Consider the following 14,580-nt stretch of genomic DNA (forward strand, 5'->3'; position numbering starts at 1 on the left):
CCCCTCAGTTGATCAGTTCAAGCGCGATGGCCGTGGCCTCGCCGCCGCCGATGCAGAGCGACGCCATGCCGCGCTTCATCCCGTATTTTTGCAGGGCGGCCAGCATGGTCACCATGATGCGTGCGCCCGAGGCGCCGATCGGGTGGCCCAGCGCGCAGGCACCGCCATGGACGTTGACCTTGTCATGCGGCAGGTCGAGGTCGCGCATCGCGGCCATGGCGACCACGGCAAAGGCTTCGTTGATTTCGAACAGGTCGTAATCGGCCAGCGGGATGCCTGCCTTTTCCTCGAGCGCGCGCATTGCGCCGATGGGGGCGGTCGGGAACAGGTTGGGTTTGTAGGCATGGGTGGTGTGACCCAGCACGCGGGCGATCGGGGTCAGGCCCTGTGCCTCGGCCTGCGACTGGCGCATCATCACCAGCGCCGCGGCGCCATCCGAGATCGAGCTGGAGTTCGCGGCCGTCACCGTGCCGCCCTCGCGGAAGGCGGGTTTCAGCGACGGGATCTTGTCGATCCGGGCCTTGCCGGGCTGTTCGTCGGTATCGACGGTGCGGGCATTGCGGCCGGTCAGCTCAACGGGGATGATTTCCGATTTGAACGACCCGTCGGCGATGGCTTTGTTGGCGCGATCCAGCGAGGCGATGGCATAGGCGTCCTGTTCGTCACGCGAGAACTGATAGGACTGGGCGCAATCCTCGGCAAAGGTGCCCATCAGGCGGCCCTTGTCATAGGCGTCTTCCAGACCGTCGAGGAACATGTGATCCATCACGCGGCCATGGCCCAGGCGATAGCCGCCACGGGCATTGTCCAGCAGGTAGGGCGCGCGGGTCATGCTTTCCATGCCGCCAGCGACCATCACGTCGGCGGTGCCGGCGCGCAGCAGGTCATGGGCCAGCATCGCTGCTTTCATGCCCGAACCGCACATCTTGTTGATGGTCGTTGCCCCCGCTGACAGGGGCAGACCCGCACCAAGCGCCGCCTGGCGCGCGGGGGCCTGACCCTGCCCTGCGGGGAGGACGCAGCCGAAAATGACTTCTTCTACCTTGTCGGCAGACAGGCCGGCGCGCTCGGCGGCGGCCTTGATCGAGGCCGCGCCCAGAACGGCGGCATCAACCGATTTGAAATCGCCGTCGAACCCGCCCATGGGGGTGCGTGCGGCGCCGACGATGACGATGGGATCTTGAGCGGTCATACTTGGATCTCCTTATTTCGGGGCCATGCGCAGCGCGCCATCCAGACGGATGACCTCGCCGTTGAGCATGACGTTTTCACAGATATGGCGGACGGTGCTGGCGTATTCGGACGGGCGGCCAAGACGCGGCGGGAAGGGCACGCTGGCGCCCAGCGCGTCCTGCACCTCTTGCGGCATGCCCGACATCATGGGGGTGCCGAAGATGCCCGGCGCGATGGTGACGACACGGATACCGGTCGAGGCCAGCTCGCGCGCGGCGGGCAGGGTCAGGGCAGCGACGCCGCCTTTCGATGCGGCATAGGCGGCCTGGCCGATCTGGCCGTCAAAGGCTGCGACCGAGGCGGTGTTGACCACCACGCCGCGCTCGCCCTCGCTGTTGGGGGCGTTCTTGCTCATGGCGTCTGCGGCCAGGCGCAGCATGTTGAACGTGCCGACCAGGTTGATGTTGATGGCACGGGCAAAGCTTTCCAGACCGTGCACGCCCTTGCGACCGATGATCTTTTCGCCCGGCGCGACGCCGGCACAGTTGATCAGGCCCCACAGCGCGCCGAAATTCGACACAGCGGCATCAATCGCGGCCTGCGCGTCGTCGCCCGAGGTTACATCGGTTTTCTGGAACACGGCGCCGGCGGGCACCTCTGAGGGCGGGTTGATGTCGGCGATGACGACATTCGCGCCCTGTTCGAGCAGCATCTCGGTCACGGCCGACCCAAGGCCCGAAGCCCCGCCCGTTACCACGAATGCACGACCCTTGATTTCCATGACGCATCTCCCTGCTGTTGGTCAGTTTCAGGCAGGATAGCCCAAACCGATATTGCAAACGATGCCGATTCAGCGCAAATTTGTGATCTATTTTGCAAGATCAATCCTTGGCATGTGCAGCAAACCGATCTCTTCCGACTTTATCGCCGAGGCGCTGGACTGTGGCCGGCGCAAGGGCGTGGACACCGACGCCCTGTTGGCGCGGGTCGGGCTGCGCTATGAGCCGGGCGCGCAATACAGCGCCGAAGAGTTCGGCCGGCTGTGGCTGGATCTGTCGGCCACGATGAATGACGAATTCTTTGCGCTGGCCGACAGGCCGATGCGGCCGGGGTCGTTCACGCTGATGGGTCATGCAACGCGGCACGCGACCACGGTTCGGCAGGCCCTGCGCCGGGCGCTGCATTTCCTGCGGGTGTCGATTGATGCGCCCTATGGCACCCTGACCGAGGAAGACGGCCAGGCGGTGATCCGGCTGACTGATCCGGCCAGCGACCGGTCGGCCTTTGCCTACCGGACCTTCTGGATCGTGCTGCACGGGCTGACCTGCTGGCTGGCGCGGCGGCGTATTCCGCTGTTGCGCGTCGATTTCGCCTGCGCCGAACCGGCGCGCTGTGACGATTACCGGCTGTTCTTTGGCGCGCCGGTGCGGTTCGACTGTGAACACAGCCTGCTGGCCTTTGACAGCAGCTATCTGGACCTGCCCGCCAATCGCAGCGAGCGCGAGCTGAAGGCCTTCTTGCGCGGCGCACCGGCGAATATCCTGGTCGGCTATGTGCATGATGCGGGGTTTCAGCGTGACATTGCCCGGCGGCTGCGCGCGATCCCGCCGGCCGAATGGCCCAGCTTTGACGTGCTGGCCCAGCAGCTGCGCCTGCCCGAGCCCAGCCTGCGCCGCAGCATGGCGCGCCAAGGCATCACCTATAGCCAGATCAAGGACGAAATCCGCCTGTCGCGCGCCAAGGCGCTGTTGGGGCGGTCGGACCTGTCGGTAGCCGATATCGCCATCGCCCTAGGCTATGCCGAGCCCAGCGCGTTCTACCGCGCCTTTCGGAAATGGACCGGGCTGGCGCCCGGCGCGTTTCGGCAGGCGCAACAGGCAGCGCACGCTGCCCGCACAGACGATTAAGCAAGCTGTCTTATCACTTGGCCCGACGCGATACCGCGAATTCACAAGGAGCCAAGGATGAAAAACCCGTTTGAAAACCGTGCGCCGTCGCTGAACGGCCCGGCCACCGACATTCTGCCCGTCACGCCCAGCGACACCACCGACCTGCCTCAGATCGCGGTGGCACTGTATGTCGAAACCGGCGGTGTGGTTGCCTTTATCACCGCCGCGGGCGAAACCCGCAGCGTCACCCTGCCCGATTTCGCCTTTCTGCCGGTCGGCGCGTCGCGCATTCTGGCGACGGGCACCACGGCAACCAATATCCATGCCCTGACGGTCGCATGATGCTGGGTCTGGGATTTGGCATCCACAGGCTGGCTCTGTGCCGGCGTGGGAATGGCGCGGCGCCCCCGCCTCCGCCGCCTCCGCCTTCGTTTCCCTATCAGCTGACGCTGGCGGCCTGGTATGATCCGTCAGACCTGGGCACGCTGTTTCAGGATACGGTAGGCACGGTGCCGGTCGCGGCCGATGGCGACCCTGTGGCGCTGATGCAGGACAAGTCGGGCAACGGCCACCACATGACCCAGTCCGACCCGGCGCGTCAGCCGGTCTATCGCAGCGCCGGCGGGCTGCACTGGCTGGAAACCGACGGTGCCGATGACAGCATGAGCACCCCGGCGCGGCTGGGTCTGCCGGGCGATCCCAGCGTCACGATCAGCGCCGCGATCCGGGTTCTGGCGGCGACCAATAGCGTCGAGCGCGTGCTGTACCTGGGCACTCCGGGCAACAACTATACGCTTTGCGCCTCGGTCGGGACGGGTGGATTTTCATGGCGTCACAACAACGGCAATGCGGTGTTCGGATCGACGGTTCTGAACACTGACCTGGTGGCAACATGGCTGCGGGGCGCGGGCGCGACCTATGCCGGCGGGCGGTTCTGGCTGAACGATGCCGAGCAGACCCAGACCGGCAATTCGGGCGCCACGCGTATTCCCACCGATGCGTCACAAGGGGCGCATCTTTTTGCCCATGGCAACAGCACCAACAACCCGGCGCGGCTGCGGTTTTACGGCATGGTGGTGACGCCCACCGACGCCGATGCCCAGCGCCAGACGATCACCACCCATCTGGGCGGCAAGGTCGGGCTGGTGCTGTAATCAGGCGCTTGCGATAAGGGCCTCGAACTCGGCCAGCTTTGCGGCCACGAGGCCCCTATCGCCCCGCGCCTCGATATTGAGCCGCAACAGTGGCTCGGTATTCGATTTGCGCAGGTTCATCCGCCAGTCATCGAATGACAGAGACAGGCCATCCAGCCGGTCGATATCGCGGGCGTGGGCGGCATATTGGTCCTCGACCGCGCGGATCACCGCGTCGGCGTCGGCCACACGGAAATTGATCTCGCCCGATGAGGGGAAATTGCGCTGCATCTCGCCCACCAGCGCCGACAGGGGCAGGCCGGTCGACGACATCCGTTGCACCACCTTGACCCACGGGATCATGCCGCTGTCGCAGAACATGAAGTCGCGGAAATAGTGATGCGCCGACATCTCGCCGCCATAAAGCGCGTCTTCGGCACGCATGGTCTGCTTGACGAAGGCATGGCCGGTTTTCGACACCACCGCCTGACCACCCGCGGCTGCCACAACGGCCTGAGTATTCCACTGCACGCGCGGGTCATGCACGATTTTGGCGCCGGGGTGATCCTCGAGGAACGCGGCCGCCAGCAGCCCCACCACATATTCACCGTCGATAAAGGCGCCGGTTTCGTCGAACAGGAAGCAGCGGTCGAAATCACCGTCCCAGGCCACGCCCAGATCGGCGCCGTGGTCGCGCACGGCCTGCGCCGTGACGGGGCGGTTCTCCACCAAAAGCGGGTTCGGAATGCCGTTGGGAAAGCTGCCATCGGGGTCGTGATGCATACGGATAAAGGTCAGCGGCGCGCCTTGGTGTTCCAGCTCGGCGGCGATGGCGTCAAAGGCGGGGCCGGCGATGCCGTTGCCGGCATTGACCAGCACCTTGAGCGGGCGCAGACCCGCCGGGTCGCAAAACCCGGCCACGTGGCGGGCATAGGCGGCACGGGTGGCGTCCATCTCGTAGCCGCCCGGCGTCGCGGCTGGGGCCAGGTTGTCATCTTCGGCGGCGGCGCGGATCGCGGCCAGCTCGGTCGCGGGGTCGAGCGGACGGCTGCCCTCGCCCACGAATTTCATGCCGTTATAGTCGATCGGGTTGTGGCTGGCCGTCACCTCAACACCGCCGACGGCGCCCAGATGGGCGGTGGCGAAATAGACCTCTTCGGTGCCCGCATCGCCGATGTCGATCACGTCGCCGCCTTGGGCGCGGATGCCCTCGGTCAGCGCCAGCGCCAGCTCGGGCGAGGTCGCCCGGCAATCGCGCCCGACCACGTATTTGCCCGGACCCAGCACATGGGCAAAGCCCCGCCCGATACGCCGCGCGATATCGGCATCAAGGTTCACGCCGATCTGGCCGCGCACGTCATAGCCTTTGAAACAGGTCAGGGGCTGCATGAGATACCTTTCACACTGAGATCACCGGTTGTTCGGGCGCGACTGTAAAAGCCGCGCGGCCCAAGTTCTACAACCGAATTGCGCCTAAAGAAACGTGGCGCCACCGGGGGTGACATGCACCGCCGTCAGCCGCCCTGTCGCATAGGCGCCGGTGTCGATGGCGACACGGCCCTGATCGGCGCCGGGCTCGTCGGTGATGGTGTGGCCATGCACCACCCAGCGGCCATCCTGCCGGGGCAGGCGCAGGAAATCGGGGTGGCCCCAGGTCAGGGCGCGGTCGGTCTGCTGATCCATCGGCAGGGCCGGGTCTGCGCCCGCATGCACCACCGACACATTGCCCGAATGCCAGGCGCGCGGCAGCGATTGCAACCAGCCCAGCGCCCCCTCGCCCAGCGCGGCACGCAGATCATGCGCGGCGTCGCGCAGGGCCTCGGGGGTAGCGCGCTCATTCACCCAGCCCAGGCCGAAACTGGACAGCGTCGCCGCCCCGCCATAGCGCAGCCAATAGGCGCCGTATTTCTCGGGGTCACCCAGAAACAGCAGCAGCATTTCCTCGTGATTGCCGCGCAGGCAGGTGACCTGCGCCGGGCGGCTTTGCTGCATGTCTTGCAGGCGGGCCAAAACCTGGGCGCTATAGGCCCCGCGATCGACATAGTCGCCCACGAACACCAGCGGCGCCTGCCGATCATGTGCGGCAAGGCGATCCAGCAGCCCCGCCAACAGGTCGTCACAGCCGTGGATATCGCCCACCGCCACGAAGGGCGCTTCGGGCGATAGCGGCGCATCCCCGAAATCGGGTGGCGCGGCGGTCGGGCGAAACAGTCGTGTCAGGCGCTTCATGCGGTTTTCCGGTGTTGCTTGCTTAGGTTTAGGCCGCAAAGCCGCGCAGCACCAGACGTTTGCGCGGTTGCAAATACGCCTGCGCACGGCCTACAACCGGTGCATCGGGCGGCGTGCCGCCAGTTGGTTCAGACAGGTGACAGGCATGAAAATCGCGGTTTCGGGTATCGGCTATGTGGGCCTGTCGAACGCCGTCTTGCTGGCGCAACGCAACGAGGTTGTCGCGCTGGATATCTCGGCCCGGCGGGTCGAGATGCTGAACGCGCGCCAAAGCCCGATCATCGACCCCGAGATCGAAGACTTTCTGGCCAACCGCAAGCTGAACCTGCGCGCCACGCAGGACAAGGCCGAGGCCTATGCCGGCGCCGATTTCGTCATCGTGTCGACCCCTACCAACTATGACCCGCGCACCAACCATTTCGACACCTCTTCGGTCGAGGCGGTGATCGCGGATGTGACCGAGATCAACCCCGATGCGGTGATCGTGATCAAATCGACCATCCCCGTGGGCTATACCCGCCGTATCAGCGCCGAGACCGGCAATGACAACATCATCTTCTCGCCCGAGTTTCTGCGCGAAGGCCGGGCGCTTTATGACAACCTGCACCCCTCGCGCATCGTGGTGGGGGAACGGTCACGGCGGGCCGAAACCTTTGCCCGGCTGCTGCAAGAGGGCGCCGCGAAAGCCGATGTGCCGGTGCTGTTCACCGACCCGTCCGAGGCCGAGGCGATCAAGCTGTTCTCGAACACCTACCTTGCCATGCGCGTCGCCTATTTCAACGAGCTCGACACCTATGCCCAGGTGCATGGCATGAACACCCGCCAGATCATCGAGGGCGTCGGGTTAGACCCCCGGATCGGCAGCCATTACAACAACCCGTCCTTCGGCTATGGCGGCTATTGCCTGCCCAAGGACACCAAGCAGCTGCTGGCCAATTACGACCAGGTGCCCCAGACCCTGATCCGCGCCATTGTCGATGCCAACAGCACCCGCAAGGATTTCATCGCCGACAGCATCATTGCCCGCAATCCGGGCACGGTGGGCATCTATCGCCTGACGATGAAGGCCGGCAGCGACAATTTCCGGCAAAGCTCGATCCAGGGGATCATGAAGCGGATCAAGGCCAAGGGCATCGAGGTGATCGTCTACGAGCCCAACCTTGACGCGCCCGATTTCTTCAAATCGCCGGTGGTCAATGACCTGGCGGCCTTCAAGGCCCAGGCCGATGTGATCGTCGCCAACCGCGCCACGCCGGAACTGGACGATGTGATCGACAAGATCTTTACCCGCGACCTGTTCGGAGCAGACTGATGCGCACCGCCCTTGTCACCGGATCGGCCGGATTCATCGGGTACTTCCTGTGCAAACGCCTGTTGGATGACGGGTTTCGCGTCATCGGCCTGGATGCGATGACCGATTACTACGAGGTCGCGCTGAAGGAACGCCGCCAGCAGATGCTGCTGCAATCGCCGCAGTTCTGCGCGGTGAACGACCGGGTGGAAACGCCGGGCCTGCTGATGGATCTGTTTGCCACTGAGCAGCCCGACGTGGTGATCCATCTCGCCGCGCAGGCGGGGGTGCGCTATTCGATCGAGAACCCCCGGTCTTACCTCGAAAGCAACATCATCGGCACGTTCGAGCTGTTAGAGGCCGCGCGGGCCTATCCGCCGCAGCACATGCTGCTGGCCTCGACCAGCTCGGCCTATGGCGCGAATGACCAGATGCCCTATGCCGAGACCGACCGCGCCGACCACCAGATGTCATTCTACGCGGCGACCAAGAAATCGACCGAGAACATGGCGCATTCCTATGCCCATCTCTTTGACCTGCCGATCACCATGTTCCGGTTCTTTACGGTCTACGGTCCCTGGGGCCGGCCCGACATGGCGCTGTTCAAGTTCACCAAGGCCATCCTCAATGGCCAGCCGATCGACGTGTATAACCACGGCGATATGCGCCGCGACTTCACCTATATCGACGATCTGGTGCAGGGCATCCGCCTGCTGATCGACACGGTGCCCGAACGGCCCGAGGGCGGCGAGGTTCCGCCCGGCGACAGCCTGTCACCCGTCGCGCCCTGGCGGGTGGTGAATATCGGCAACGCGCAGCCCGTGCAGCTGACCGATTTCATCGCCGCAATCGAGGCCGCGACCGGCCTGCCCGCCCAGCGCAACCTGATGCCGATGCAGCCCGGCGATGTGCCCGCCACCTGGGCCGATACCGCTCTTCTGGAACGGCTGACCGGCTATGCCCCGCAAACGCCCGTGCCGCAGGGCGTCGCGCGGTTCGTGGAATGGTATCGCGACTATTACCGGGTGTAAGCGCCATGTTTTCTTGCGGCTTTGGTCCGATTGGCGCCGCAAATCGCCTGCATCCTTTGCCAGCCCGTTACCATGGGCTAATTATAAATGGGCCTTGTGACCAGTTTCGTTGAGGACAAACAGTTGAGCATCACCCCCGTTCTTCTTGCCGGTGGCTCCGGCACCCGCCTGTGGCCGCTGTCACGCAAGAGCTACCCCAAGCAGTTCTCGCGCCTGATGGGCAAGGAGACCCTGTTCCAGGGCTCGGCCCGGCGCCTGTCGGGGGGTGAGGGCGCGCTGAAATTCGCTGCACCGGTGACGCTGACAAACTCTGATTTCCGGTTCATCGTGACCGAGCAGCTGGCCGAGGCCGGGATCGACCCCGGCGCCATCCTGATCGAGCCCGAAGGCCGCAACACCGCCCCCGCCGTTCTGGCTGCGGCGCTCTATGTCGCGAAGACCAACCCCGAGGCGGTGCTGCTGGTCGCGCCCTCGGATCATGTCATTCCCGACACCGACGCCTTTCTAGCCGCTGTGAAACAGGGGCTGGGCGCGGTCGCCAATGGCGATCTGGTGACATTCGGCATCACGCCCGACCGGCCCGAAACCGGGTATGGCTATCTGGAACTGACCGCCCTGCCCAAGGGCGACGGCGCGCCGGTGAAACTGTCGAAATTCGTCGAAAAGCCCGACGCCGACACCGCCGCCAAGATGCTGGCCGCGGGCAACTACCTGTGGAACGCGGGCATCTTCCTGTTCCGCGCCGCTGACATCATCAGCGCCTTTGAGAAACACGCCCCCGGCCTGATGGTGCCTGTCGCCGCCGCCGTGGACGAGGCCAAGACCGATCTGGGCTTTCTGCGCCTGGCGCCCGAACCCTGGGCACGGGCCCAGGATATCTCGATCGACTATGCGGTGATGGAACGCGCCGACAACCTGTCGGTCGTGCCCTTCAGCGGCGCGTGGTCCGATCTGGGCGGCTGGGACGCGGTCTGGCGCGAAAGCGGTCAGACCAGCACCGGCGTCGCCCTGTCGGGCGAAGCGACCGAGATCGACTGTGCCAACAGCCTGCTGCGATCGGAAAGCGGCACGCAGCAGATCGTCGGCATCGGGCTGAAGAATATCATGGCCATCGCCATGCCCGACGCCGTGCTGATCGCCGATATGAGCCGCGCGCAGGACGTGAAAAAGGCCGTTGATGCGCTTAAGGCCAAGGGGGCCATTCAGGCCACGGCCTTCCCCAAGGATCACCGCCCCTGGGGCTGGTTCGAAAGCCTTGTGGTTGGCGGACGGTTCCAGGTGAAACGCATTCTGGTGCATCCGGGCGCGTCACTCAGCCTGCAAAGCCACTTCCACCGCTCTGAGCATTGGATCGTGGTCGAGGGCACGGCCAAGGTCACCATCAACGACGATGTGCGGCTGGTTGCGGAAAATGAATCCGTCTACATCCCGCTGGGCGCCAAGCACCGGATGGAAAACCCCGGCAAGGTGCCGATGGTGCTGATCGAGGTGCAGACCGGCGCCTATGTCGGCGAGGATGACATCGTGCGCTACGAGGATGTCTACGCCCGCGGCTGATGCTTTCGTTTGCCGCCCCGCCGCGCTAATGCTGGGCGGCAAGGGGGATCGCGTGACATCTGACAGGTTCACATATGACGGGCGCGCCGGCATCACGGTGGGCGGCGTGGCGCTGGATCAGGCCGGGCTGGGCGCCGATCCGGTGAGGGTGCTGTTACAGGCGCTGACGACTGGCCACAGCTTTCGCGCCTCGACCGATCCCGCCACGCCGATCACCGTTCTCGCGCCCTTTGCCGACAGCCCCGATTTCCAGTGCCAAAGCTCTGGCAGCAGCGGCCGCGCCAAAACCATCCGGCGCACGCAGGCCTCGTGGGTCCGCAGTTTCGAGCAAACCGCCCAAAGGTTCGGCATTGGCCCTGCCGATATCGTCGCTGTTCCCGGCACGCTGACGCATTCGCTGGCGCTTTACGGGCTGGTCGAAGCGCTGCACCTGGGCGCGCGGGCCGAGCTGCTGTTCCCCCTGCGCCCCGACAGGCAGTGGCGTCGGATGCACGAGGCGGGGGTGAGCGTCCTTTATGCCACGCCGACCCAGCTGCGGCTGATGCTGGTGGGCGATGCGCCCGCCCTGCCCGCGTTGCGCCATGTGTTCTGCGGCGGTGGCAAGCTTGACCCCGAGTGCCGCGCCGATCTGGCCCGCCACGCGCCCGATGCGCAGATCCTTGAATTCTATGGCGCGACCGAAACCAGTTTCATCACCATGGCCGATGCCGACACGCCCGAAGGCTCTGTCGGGCGGCCCTATCCCGGCGTCGAGATGCAGATCCGCGATGCGGATGCGGGCGGCGTGGGCGAGATCTGGCTGCGCAGCCCCTATCTCTTTTCCGGCTATGCCACGGGCAGCTCTGCCGACACCCGCTGGGATGACAGGTTTCTCAGCATCGGCGAGATGGGCTATCTTGATGCGCAGGGCAATCTTTTCCTGAAGGGCCGCAAGAACCGCATGGTCACCGTCGCCGATCACAACGTCTTCCCCGAGGATATCGAGGCCGTTCTGATCGCCACCAGCGGTCGGCTGAGCGCCGCCATCCCGGTGCCTGATGCACAGCGCGGCCATGCCATCGTGGCGGTGATCGCGGGGGCGGCGGATGACGCGCTGCCCGCACGCCTGCGTCAGGCCTGTTCCCGGGCGCTGGGCCCGCATGCCGCGCCCCGCCGGGTGCTGTTTGCCGATCCGTTCCCGCTGTTGCCCGCCGGTAAACCCGACCTTGTGGCGCTGCGCGAGTTCGCACTGGGGGTCGCATGAGCAGCCATATCATCGCCGCCCGCCGCACCGCCGTCGCCCCCCGTGGCGGCGCCTTTGCCGCGTTGCAGCCGCATGAGCTGACCGCGCCGGTGATCAAAGCTCTGTTGGCCGATGCGGGTCTGCCCGCCGATCAGGTTGACGAGATCATCGCCGCCAACGCCATGGGGCCGGGCGGCAACGTGGCGCGGGTTGCGGCGCTGGCGGCGGGCCTGCCTGAACGGGTTGCCGGGTTGACCATCGACCGGCAATGCGTCGGCGGGCTGGATGCGCTGATCCTGGCCGATGCGATGATCCGCGCCAGGCAGGCCGAGGTGGTGATCGCCGGCGGGGTCGAAAGTTATTCGCGCCGGCCCCATCGCCTGCACACCCATGCCGATGGCCGCGCGCCCACGCCCTATGACCAGGCCCCCTTTACGCCTTGGCCCGACCGCGACCCGGCCATGGCCGATGCCGCGCAGGCCTTGGCCGACCGGCTGGGCATCGACCGTGCCGCGCAAGATGACTGGGCCGTCGAAAGCCACCGCAAGGCCCGCTCCGCGCAGCCGATGCGTGAAATCGTGCCGCTGGCGGGGCTGTCGCACGACGCCTTTACCCGCAGCCTGTCGCCCGCCCTTTGCGCCCGCGCCACGGTGGTCAGCGGAACGATCACCAGCGCCAACAGCGCCGTGGCGGCGGATGCAGCGGCATTCTGTCTGGTGGTGTCAGACCGGGTGGCGGCGCGCCTGGGCAAGCCGGGTCTGCGCATCGGCGCCGGGCGCAGCATCGGCGGCGACCCGACCCTGCCGGGCCTTGCGCCGGTTGCGGTCATTCAATCGGTTTTGGAACACGAAGGGCTGGCCCCCACCGATCTGGCCCGCGCCGAGATCATGGAGGCCTATGCCGTGCAGGCCATCGCCTGTGTGCAGGGGGCGAACCTGCCTGCCGCCATCGTCAACCCCGGCGGCGGGGCGTTGGCCCGAGGCCACCCCATCGGGGCCTCGGGCGCTGTTCTTGCGGTGCGCCTGTTTCACGACCTGCGCCCCGGCGAGGCGGGTCTGGCCGCCATTGCCGCCGCGGGCGGGCTGGGCACCGCGCTGGTGTTGCGGGCCTAGGCGCGCGACAGCACGTAGGCCGGGCGCGCCTTGGCCAGCGCCGCCGTCAGCATGCCAGCGATCGCGGCTTTCAACACGTCACCCGGAATGAAGGCCGTGACCAGCATCGCGGCCTCGGACAGAGATTTGTCCAGCGTGACCGACATGCCCACGATGCCAAAGGCATACATTACAATAATACCACCGATGACCGAGGCGATACCCGCCGCGAGAGCCAGCGGCGCGCCGCGCCATTTCTCGGTGATCAGGCCAGTGACAAAGGCCGCGACCGGGAAACCGATCAGAAAGCCTGCGGTGGGCGAGGCGAACAGGCCCAGGCCACCACGGCCACCAGCCAAGAGCGGCAGGCCGAGCGCCACCAGCAGCAGGAACAACAGCACCGCCAGCGCGCCACGGCGCGCGCCCAGAACGGTGCCACATAGCATGACACCCAGGCTTTGCGCTGTGATCGGCACGCCAAAGGCCAGCGTGATTTTAGGGATCAGCCCCAGCGCCGCGATCAACGCGGCGTAAAGGGCGATATGAGCGACATTCTTTTCCATGTCAGGACTCCATAACATTTTGCAGACCACCGCGTGCGCGCAGCGCATCGGCAACATGGTCCGCGTCATCCATTGCGAGGATTGTAAACGGTAGTATGATACGCCATCCTGGCGTACGGCCCGAGCGCGCGCGCCAGGCCTGGGTGAGGGTCGTTCCTTTGTCGATCAGCACGGGGGTGAACCGGATCACCAGCGCAATCGCCAGCTCCAGCGCCTGCGTTTTCACCCCAAAGCGGCGCAGCGGCGAGGCCAGCCAGCGCACAACGGCGATCATGTCATCAAGTCGGGTGGTCATCGTGACCAGGTTGGCAAAGGCCACAGCACTGACCAGGCGCAGCGCAATCACCGCACCCTGCACCGGCGTTCCGGTCAGCCCGTGCCACACCACGATCAGCGCCAGAAACGGCCACAGCATCCGCAGGCGCCGCAGGCCGGTCAGCAAGAACACCCGCCCCGGCAGGGCATAAATCCCGCCGATCCCGGCCAGCACGGCCAGATGCACCCAGATATCCTGCACGCGGAACAGCACCACGGTGACAACGCACAGCGCCGCCAGCTTGGCCCCGGCGGGCCAGTCATGCGCCCGGGTCTTAACCGGCGAGGTCAGAGATATCATCGCCCCCTCCGATCCGCGTCATTTCCTGCGTGAACCTTTCTAGCACATCTGCCGCCGGTCCGTCGTGACGCAATTGCCCCTGGTCCAGCCACAGCACCCGGTCATAGCCGGCCAGATCCTGCGGATCATGGGTGACATGCACCAGCACCGCCTGCGAGCGGCCCAGATAGCGCGACAGTTGCATCCGGGTCGGAATGTCCAGCCCGGCAAAGGGTTCATCAAGGATCAGCACCTGCGGGCGCATCGCCAGAATGGCCATCAGGCAGACCAGCTGGCGCTGGCCCTGTGACAGGGTCTGGATCGAGGCATCATACCAATGCGCCTTGCCGAACCCGTCGAGCGTGGTGCGCACCTCGGCGTCGGCGACATCCTTGGCCCGGCCCTGCTGGCGCAGACCGAATGCCAGTTCCTCGGCCACGGTGGGAAAGATGATCTGGTGGTCGGGGTTTTGAAACAGGATGCCCACGGCGCCCAGAGCCGCCTTGCGGTCGCGCGCCACATCGACGCCCGCCACCCGAACCGAACCTGCGGACGGCGTGATCAGCCCCGCCATCAGCCGCGCCAGGGTCGACTTGCCAGAGCCGTTGCGCCCGATCACGCCCAGCCGCGCCTCATCGGTGCGAAAGCTGACGCCCGACAGGATCGGCTTGTGCTCGATCACACAATCCAGGGCATCGACCTCGATCTGGGCGGTGGGGTTGGTCATGGGCGGCGGCGCGGTTCCGAATTTCGATCCGAACACCCATATCGCAGTTGCAGAAAGATGAGAAGATGCCGAATAGGAC

Annotated in this window: 15 protein-coding genes; 8 read left to right on the forward strand and 7 right to left on the reverse strand. The window is 65.8% G+C overall.

The features are described 5' to 3' along the window. Positions 1–4: 4 nt before the first annotated feature. The gene (locus OE856_RS09285; protein WP_263715808.1) at positions 5–1,192 is read right to left on the reverse strand and encodes an acetyl-CoA C-acyltransferase; all 1,188 of its coding nucleotides are present in this window, start codon (positions 1,190–1,192) and stop codon (positions 5–7) included. A gap of 12 nt (positions 1,193–1,204) precedes the next feature. Next, entirely contained in the window at positions 1,205–1,954 is a 750-nt protein-coding gene (locus OE856_RS09290) for a 3-hydroxyacyl-CoA dehydrogenase (RefSeq protein ID WP_263715809.1), read from the reverse strand. A 112-nt stretch (positions 1,955–2,066) separates the two neighbouring features. Between OE856_RS09290 and OE856_RS09295 the strand changes: the two genes are divergently transcribed. Genes OE856_RS09295 through OE856_RS09305 form a run of 3 tightly spaced genes read left to right on the forward strand, consistent with a single transcriptional unit; the run spans position 2,067 to position 4,216 of the window. After that, positions 2,067–3,080, forward strand: a complete 1,014-nt coding sequence (locus OE856_RS09295; RefSeq protein WP_263715810.1) for an AraC family transcriptional regulator — start codon at positions 2,067–2,069, stop codon at positions 3,078–3,080. Between the two features lie 57 nt (positions 3,081–3,137). Next, positions 3,138–3,404: a hypothetical protein gene (locus OE856_RS09300; RefSeq protein ID WP_263715811.1), complete on the forward strand. Its 267-nt coding sequence runs from the start codon at positions 3,138–3,140 to the stop codon at positions 3,402–3,404. After that, positions 3,401–4,216, forward strand: a complete 816-nt coding sequence (locus OE856_RS09305; protein WP_263715813.1) for a hypothetical protein — start codon at positions 3,401–3,403, stop codon at positions 4,214–4,216. Before OE856_RS09300 ends, OE856_RS09305 begins: the two co-directional genes overlap by 4 nt. Here the strand turns inward: OE856_RS09305 and OE856_RS09310 are convergent, their stop codons facing one another. Together OE856_RS09310 and OE856_RS09315 are read right to left on the reverse strand one after the other, a co-directional pair. Next, the gene (locus OE856_RS09310; protein ID WP_263715814.1) at positions 4,217–5,584 is read right to left on the reverse strand and encodes a phosphomannomutase; all 1,368 of its coding nucleotides are present in this window, start codon (positions 5,582–5,584) and stop codon (positions 4,217–4,219) included. It lies immediately after the preceding gene. A gap of 84 nt (positions 5,585–5,668) precedes the next feature. Continuing rightward, positions 5,669–6,424 carry a metallophosphoesterase family protein gene (locus OE856_RS09315; RefSeq protein ID WP_263715815.1) on the reverse strand — a complete coding sequence of 252 codons (756 nt, stop codon included), beginning with the start codon at positions 6,422–6,424 and terminating at the stop codon, positions 5,669–5,671. Between the two features lie 145 nt (positions 6,425–6,569). Between OE856_RS09315 and OE856_RS09320 the strand changes: the two genes are divergently transcribed. The 5 genes from OE856_RS09320 to OE856_RS09340 all read left to right on the forward strand — a co-directional run bounded on the left by OE856_RS09320 (position 6,570) and on the right by OE856_RS09340 (position 12,637). Next, the gene (locus OE856_RS09320; RefSeq protein ID WP_263715816.1) at positions 6,570–7,736 is read left to right on the forward strand and encodes a nucleotide sugar dehydrogenase; all 1,167 of its coding nucleotides are present in this window, start codon (positions 6,570–6,572) and stop codon (positions 7,734–7,736) included. After that, the gene (locus OE856_RS09325; protein ID WP_263715817.1) at positions 7,736–8,746 is read left to right on the forward strand and encodes an NAD-dependent epimerase/dehydratase family protein; all 1,011 of its coding nucleotides are present in this window, start codon (positions 7,736–7,738) and stop codon (positions 8,744–8,746) included. Before OE856_RS09320 ends, OE856_RS09325 begins: the two co-directional genes overlap by 1 nt. A gap of 87 nt (positions 8,747–8,833) precedes the next feature. After that, positions 8,834–10,303: a mannose-1-phosphate guanylyltransferase/mannose-6-phosphate isomerase gene (locus tag OE856_RS09330; RefSeq protein WP_263715818.1), complete on the forward strand. Its 1,470-nt coding sequence runs from the start codon at positions 8,834–8,836 to the stop codon at positions 10,301–10,303. A 52-nt stretch (positions 10,304–10,355) separates the two neighbouring features. Next, on the forward strand, positions 10,356–11,546 hold the full coding sequence (locus tag OE856_RS09335; protein ID WP_263715819.1) for an AMP-binding protein: 1,191 nt from the start codon (positions 10,356–10,358) through the stop codon (positions 11,544–11,546). Beyond that, a complete protein-coding gene (locus tag OE856_RS09340) occupies positions 11,543–12,637 on the forward strand; it encodes a thiolase family protein (protein ID WP_263715820.1) in 1,095 nt (364 codons plus the stop codon). Before OE856_RS09335 ends, OE856_RS09340 begins: the two co-directional genes overlap by 4 nt. Here OE856_RS09340 and OE856_RS09345 read toward each other — a convergent pair. Genes OE856_RS09345 through OE856_RS09355 form a run of 3 tightly spaced genes read right to left on the reverse strand, consistent with a single transcriptional unit; the run spans position 12,634 to position 14,501 of the window. Next, positions 12,634–13,179, reverse strand: coding sequence for a biotin transporter BioY (locus OE856_RS09345; protein ID WP_263715821.1), 546 nt, complete (start codon positions 13,177–13,179; stop codon positions 12,634–12,636). The two genes, OE856_RS09340 and OE856_RS09345, sit on opposite strands and share 4 nt — an antisense overlap. Position 13,180: 1 nt before the next feature. Beyond that, a complete protein-coding gene (locus OE856_RS09350; protein ID WP_263715822.1) occupies positions 13,181–13,795 on the reverse strand; it encodes an energy-coupling factor transporter transmembrane component T family protein in 615 nt (204 codons plus the stop codon). Continuing rightward, positions 13,770–14,501, reverse strand: a complete 732-nt coding sequence (locus OE856_RS09355) for an energy-coupling factor ABC transporter ATP-binding protein (RefSeq protein WP_263715823.1) — start codon at positions 14,499–14,501, stop codon at positions 13,770–13,772. The genes OE856_RS09350 and OE856_RS09355 overlap by 26 nt, the downstream gene beginning before the upstream one ends. Positions 14,502–14,580 lie beyond the last annotated feature (79 nt).

Origin of the sequence: Actibacterium sp. XHP0104, assembly GCF_025751515.1 — a bacterium.
In the GTDB taxonomy this organism is placed as follows: domain Bacteria; phylum Pseudomonadota; class Alphaproteobacteria; order Rhodobacterales; family Rhodobacteraceae; genus Actibacterium_D.

Excerpts from the sequence above, each read along its gene's own strand:
- OE856_RS09285 (WP_263715808.1), bottom strand. The coding sequence starts at position 1,192 with ATGACCGCTCAAGATCCCATCGTCATCGTCGGCGCCGCACGCACCCCC.
- OE856_RS09350 (WP_263715822.1), bottom strand. The coding sequence starts at position 13,795 with ATGATATCTCTGACCTCGCCGGTTAAGACCCGGGCGCATGACTGGCCC.
- OE856_RS09355 (WP_263715823.1), bottom strand. The coding sequence starts at position 14,501 with ATGACCAACCCCACCGCCCAGATCGAGGTCGATGCCCTGGATTGTGTG.
- OE856_RS09295 (WP_263715810.1), top strand. The coding sequence starts at position 2,067 with ATGTGCAGCAAACCGATCTCTTCCGACTTTATCGCCGAGGCGCTGGAC.
- OE856_RS09305 (WP_263715813.1), top strand. The coding sequence starts at position 3,401 with ATGATGCTGGGTCTGGGATTTGGCATCCACAGGCTGGCTCTGTGCCGG.
- OE856_RS09300 (WP_263715811.1), top strand. The coding sequence starts at position 3,138 with ATGAAAAACCCGTTTGAAAACCGTGCGCCGTCGCTGAACGGCCCGGCC.
- OE856_RS09310 (WP_263715814.1), bottom strand. The coding sequence starts at position 5,584 with ATGCAGCCCCTGACCTGTTTCAAAGGCTATGACGTGCGCGGCCAGATC.
- OE856_RS09340 (WP_263715820.1), top strand. The coding sequence starts at position 11,543 with ATGAGCAGCCATATCATCGCCGCCCGCCGCACCGCCGTCGCCCCCCGT.
- OE856_RS09325 (WP_263715817.1), top strand. The coding sequence starts at position 7,736 with ATGCGCACCGCCCTTGTCACCGGATCGGCCGGATTCATCGGGTACTTC.
- OE856_RS09315 (WP_263715815.1), bottom strand. The coding sequence starts at position 6,424 with ATGAAGCGCCTGACACGACTGTTTCGCCCGACCGCCGCGCCACCCGAT.
- OE856_RS09320 (WP_263715816.1), top strand. The coding sequence starts at position 6,570 with ATGAAAATCGCGGTTTCGGGTATCGGCTATGTGGGCCTGTCGAACGCC.
- OE856_RS09290 (WP_263715809.1), bottom strand. The coding sequence starts at position 1,954 with ATGGAAATCAAGGGTCGTGCATTCGTGGTAACGGGCGGGGCTTCGGGC.
- OE856_RS09345 (WP_263715821.1), bottom strand. The coding sequence starts at position 13,179 with ATGGAAAAGAATGTCGCTCATATCGCCCTTTACGCCGCGTTGATCGCG.
- OE856_RS09330 (WP_263715818.1), top strand. The coding sequence starts at position 8,834 with ATGGGCCTTGTGACCAGTTTCGTTGAGGACAAACAGTTGAGCATCACC.